Annotated in this window: 6 protein-coding genes; 1 reads left to right on the forward strand and 5 read right to left on the reverse strand. The window is 44.7% G+C overall.

Going from position 1 to position 4,586, the window contains the following annotated elements:
• Positions 1-500: 500 nt before the first annotated feature.
• The 5 genes from DW088_RS15535 to DW088_RS15555 all read right to left on the reverse strand — a co-directional run bounded on the left by DW088_RS15535 (position 501) and on the right by DW088_RS15555 (position 3,857).
• Positions 501-1,340 (reverse strand): tyrosine-type recombinase/integrase, encoded by an 840-nt coding sequence (locus DW088_RS15535; RefSeq protein WP_207663039.1) that lies wholly within the window; start codon positions 1,338-1,340, stop codon positions 501-503.
• 32 nt (positions 1,341-1,372) lie between these two features.
• A complete protein-coding gene (locus DW088_RS15540) occupies positions 1,373-1,759 on the reverse strand; it encodes an integrase DNA-binding domain-containing protein (protein ID WP_118361996.1) in 387 nt (128 codons plus the stop codon).
• A gap of 9 nt (positions 1,760-1,768) precedes the next feature.
• Entirely contained in the window at positions 1,769-2,236 is a 468-nt protein-coding gene (locus DW088_RS16490; RefSeq protein ID WP_243030001.1) for an excisionase, read from the reverse strand.
• Positions 2,233-3,435: a zinc-ribbon domain-containing protein gene (locus DW088_RS15550; protein ID WP_118361998.1), complete on the reverse strand. Its 1,203-nt coding sequence runs from the start codon at positions 3,433-3,435 to the stop codon at positions 2,233-2,235. The genes DW088_RS16490 and DW088_RS15550 overlap by 4 nt, the downstream gene beginning before the upstream one ends.
• Positions 3,436-3,554: 119 nt before the next feature.
• Positions 3,555-3,857, reverse strand: coding sequence for a tyrosine-type recombinase/integrase (locus DW088_RS15555; protein ID WP_442861197.1), 303 nt, complete (start codon positions 3,855-3,857; stop codon positions 3,555-3,557).
• Between DW088_RS15555 and DW088_RS16825 the strand changes: the two genes are divergently transcribed.
• Positions 3,741-4,052, forward strand: a complete 312-nt coding sequence (locus DW088_RS16825) for a hypothetical protein (protein ID WP_442861198.1) — start codon at positions 3,741-3,743, stop codon at positions 4,050-4,052. The genes DW088_RS15555 and DW088_RS16825 overlap by 117 nt on opposite strands.
• The last annotated feature ends 534 nt before the right edge of the window (positions 4,053-4,586 follow it).

Here is a 4,586-nt window from a genome sequence, read left to right on the forward strand (position 1 = left end):
TCGTATTTTTCAAATTATAACGTAACCGTCAAACCTCCCGCATCTCCTGTGGCCAACTATTAGGATAGCATTCACAAAAGAGTCTACGAATATGAACCGTCGTTTTTACTGAGAAATTACTGTCTTTTTCGGAAAGCACGCTTTCAATGTCCACTTTTTCATTCTCAATATCCACTTTCGCATTTCCCATATCCACTTTTTCTTCATTCAAAAGTCCACTTATATGTAGATTTCGATTATGAAGCTCATTCTTCTCGTTCAGAAGCAGATTCCTGAGAAACGCTTTCATATACTCCGTTGTTTCGTGAATGCCTTCTGGTAGATTCGTATGGCATCATTTATAGCATCAATTCCCCTTGGTATTCAAATTATACCAGAGTTACGGATCACTTTCAATCAGTCACGCTCTTTTTTGACGATCATCGCATTCCATACTTTCTCGGGTCTAAAAAATCCTGTTATCGATTTTACACCGATAACAGGATTTTGATTTCATTATTCTATTTCAGCTTCATCTTTCCCTCCATTCGCATCATCTCATTCTGGGCTTGCGCTTTGGTCACGTTTGCATAAACGCGCATGGTTGTTTCGGCATCTGCGTACCCCATGATAATCTGGACTGTTTTCACGTCTATTCCGCCCAGAATCATCCTCGTACAGAACGTATGCCGCAACATATGACATGTGATCGGGGGAAGAGGATTTTCCTCTCGGCCTTCTTGTTCTGCCTCGGCGTGTTCCTCCTGATTGCATTTCGCCGTAATTCTTTTAAGCTGACGGTTGATTCGATGGTTGGAGTATACACGACCATACAGATCACGAAAGACGAAATTAGTATAGCCATCAATTACGATCTGATTATCTGCATTGAAATCATTTCTTCTTTCATACAGCGCCAGCAGCGTGTCCCGCACTTCTGTCAGCATGGGGATTTCCCGATTTCCCGTATTACTTTTCGGCACAGTCACAGTGTACTTACACGTTCCGTCCAGAGTAGCAGTATAGTTCATCGTATGATTGATGCTGATCGTATTTTTCTTAAAATCAATATCATTCCAGGTAAGGCCCGCAAGTTCGCCGGAGCGAATACCGGTTCCAAGAAATACGGTCAAAACAGGCAGCAATTCACGATAATCCAGCGTATGAGCAACGTAAGAAAGCAACCTATCCTGTTCTTCCTCGGTTAAGGCATCTCTGTATTTCAGCTCCCAGTCCTTTCTTTTTTTGAACTCCTGATAAACACCATCAACCGGATTAGCGGCGATATAATGTTCTCGACAGGCCAGCTCGAACACCGGATGAATTACATTGTTCAGATTTCCAAGCGTAGAAAGGCTCAAGCCATGTTTGAGCCTGCTGATATAGAACCGCTTCACATCAGAATATCGAACAGATTGGATTGGTCTTTTCCCCACTCGTTCTTTACATGCTTGTTATAAAGATAAATGTACCGGATCAGCGTTGTTTCCGCAATCTCGCATTTCATAGAAATATATTCCTGCCAAAACACATTGACCGTTTTCGTTTTCTTATGCATTGCTTTTGTGCGCCGGTCGGTAATCCTGTTCTCCATGTCACGCAGGCATTCCGGATTTGTATCCCCTTTGGGTGGCGGATCTTCGGGGAGCAGTTTCCAGTTAGTTATGCTTTTGCGAACCCCATTCTCATCCGTGTATCGGAAGGTATAGCTGCCGTTTCTGATCTGAGCTTCTCCTGTCAGAAGCAGACGTCCCTTATTATCTCTTCGTTCCCTGGCCATCTCAGCACCTCACGATTCAGTGTTGTCATTACCAAACAGCAGAACCTCATTATTCAGATATTCTTCAAACATTTTTCGTTTGAAGAATATCCGTCCGCCGTTCCAGATCAGATACTTGGCGTACTTATCCTTCGCAATGATCTGTCGAAGTCTTCTTGTACCGATGTGGAAGTATTCAGCTGCTTCAGATAATGACAAAGCGTATTTCTCCCAGATTGGAACCTTCTTCATGTTATAAGCGACATTTTCATGAGTGGAATACATATCACTTCTCGCCTGCTGAAGATCCTCAGCTCTCTCCTCCTTCATGGTATCTTTTGTTCTTTTAGTTTTTCCTCTGCTCTCAGCCGGGGCATAATCGATTTCATCCTCCCGCTCTGCTTCCCGTTTCTTTCTGGGGCGCTGCATCTCTGGTTCTGCCTCCCTCAGCTCTTGTTCCAAAAGAATCCGCAACAACAATCTCATATCATCTGTCATCTTAATTTTCTCCTCTTCAGCAAGTTATATTTCTCCCTGCACAGCGCAATACCGTCTGCCGCAGCCGTCTTAATATGTACATGATGCTCTTTCAAAATCGTTCGGATAAATGCTGCCGCATCTTCTGCCGACTTGAATGGCTTATACAGGATATAGCGAACATCTTGCAGCTCGCAAATATACCTCTTAACCTTCTGCTCATGATTCTGCTCATCGGTACTTCTTTCTTCGATAGCCAGATTCAACTCCGGGATATACATTTCCATGCGGATTCCCGTCAAGTCATCTGTGTCGAACTTCACTTTCAAATGGTTTTGTCCTGTATACAGCATGACAAGTAATCGAGGGAGTACATAAACAAACTCCTGCTCGCACTTTGGACATGGCACTTTTCGCATCGTTCGATCATAGATTTTTGCTTTCCATTCGTGACCGCAACTGCTTTTCCACCAGTATTCCTGCTTTGACAAGGCCGAAACCTGACCTGCTGTAACCGTTCCGTTCTTCTCGCAATTCCACTCTGCTGCTATTGCCGGGTGGGTCTTTGACAGGCTGTTCAGGTTTTCTTCTACCGCTCGTCCAGTGCAGTACGGGCATCTGCTGCCATCAGTTCTTGATGAAATCCACGCGCTGTACTCTCCTCCGCAGAATGGGCAATGCCACCAGAAAAGTCCCGCTTTGCTGGATGTAACTGCATCTGCTCCGACCTTATTCTTCTCTGACCACTCCTTAGCAAGCTGCGGGTACTGTGAAGCAAAGTCGTTAAAGCCTTTCAGTAGTTTATGATCCTCGCAGTAGGGACAGCCATGCCCATCCGATCTGCTGGAAATCAGAGCATACCATTCATGCCCGCATTTTCCTTCCCACCACGCTTTCTTATTGCTGAATGCAGTCACCTGTTCCGGTCTTAACGGCAAATTTTTATCCGACCACTCCGCAGCAACTTCCGGAAACCTCGATGCAAGGTCATTAAAACCGGCAAGCACACGGTTTCCGTAACAATACGGACAACCAGAAGAATTTTTTCCCGTTCGGCTATGAGGACTTGCCTGCCATTCATGACCGCACTCTCCACGCCACCAAACCTTTTTATTAGAACCATAGCTGATATCTTTCGGCAGCGAAGGAAAATTGCGCGTTGACCACTGTTTTGCGATCTCTGGGCACATGATTTCCAGACTGTTTTTCACTTTTCTCACCGCGCTTTCCTTTAACGAGATTCAGTATAGACGAAAAAAATCAATATGAGAAATGTGCGAATTTAAAAAAGGGACCTGTCAGGCGATTTTTCATCGTCCTGGCAGATCCCGTTTTGTGCTTATATATTTTGTACCTGTCGCTCTCCCGTCCGGATATAGTTACTGTAGGTTAAAATCTCCCTCTTTTTCATTTCGTTCGACACCGTAACATAAATCTGGAGAGTGGTGGTTACATCCGCATGGCCTAGCACTGATTGTACGACCTTTACATTCAGTCCAGACTCGCACATACGCGTTGCAAAAGTATGCCGCAGTACATGACAGCTGAAACATGGGAGGAGCACCGGCTCATCGTCAATGTCATTGTTTTCAAGGATTTCGCCATTACAATCGCGCATGATTCTGCGCAGTGCCTTATTCAGTGTTCCCTGATGCTGTACCTCTCCGAATCGGTTGACAAAGAAGTTATAAACGCAAAAACCGCCGCACCAGATCACTCTGATGCGACGGTAAAACCTTTGCAAATGTGTAATTTTACAGGCATTCTGCCGACTTCGACACAGATTGGCATACGCTTGGCACACGTTGGCATACAGCCCGGCTTTTCTGTATCATAATCATGCAGAAATTCCTGCAAAAACGGCAATTTTTCGAACTTTTTAGTCCAAGGGTTTCATTGTCGGGAAATTATGACCTGAACGGACAAAGGTCTGCAAGCCGCTGTTGACCCTCTGCGGTCGCTCAACAGCGGTTAAATCGGCCTCGATTAAAAGTCTGCGATTCCTTGTTGTTTACAATTCTCTCACTGGCACACGCTTTGGCATACGTGGCATACTCAGCGCAGTACCGCCTGCACTTGCGCTTAGTTCGCACCGGTCTTCCTTTTACTTATTCATTATAACACTTTTTCGGCGCTCTACTACTCGAAATCTCAACTGAACCCATTCGCTCAATATTGCATATGATACGCTTTCAATCAGTCAAGGTCGCTCTTTTCTGACGAACATCGCATTCCATACGGTCATGGAATCCATCCGTAGCCATTATAGGATGGTGCAGTACTTTTTACCTAAACGGTTCTTTTATAATTCCACTTCCATAAGAGAACAGCGAATAAGTTTGTAAGGCTAAATTCCACACCCAACAGGAAT

Source organism: Butyricicoccus sp. AM05-1, from assembly GCF_003474415.1.
Lineage (GTDB): Bacteria > Bacillota > Clostridia > Oscillospirales > Butyricicoccaceae > Agathobaculum > Agathobaculum butyriciproducens.

What these genes read in the sequence shown, in the direction of transcription:
- DW088_RS15540 (WP_118361996.1), bottom strand. Translation starts at nt 1,759, where the DNA reads ATGGCCAGGGAACGAAGAGATAATAAGGGACGTCTGCTTCTGACAGGA.
- DW088_RS16490 (WP_243030001.1), bottom strand. Translation starts at nt 2,236, where the DNA reads ATGACAGATGATATGAGATTGTTGTTGCGGATTCTTTTGGAACAAGAG.
- DW088_RS16825 (WP_442861198.1), top strand. Translation starts at nt 3,741, where the DNA reads ATGCCGCAGTACATGACAGCTGAAACATGGGAGGAGCACCGGCTCATC.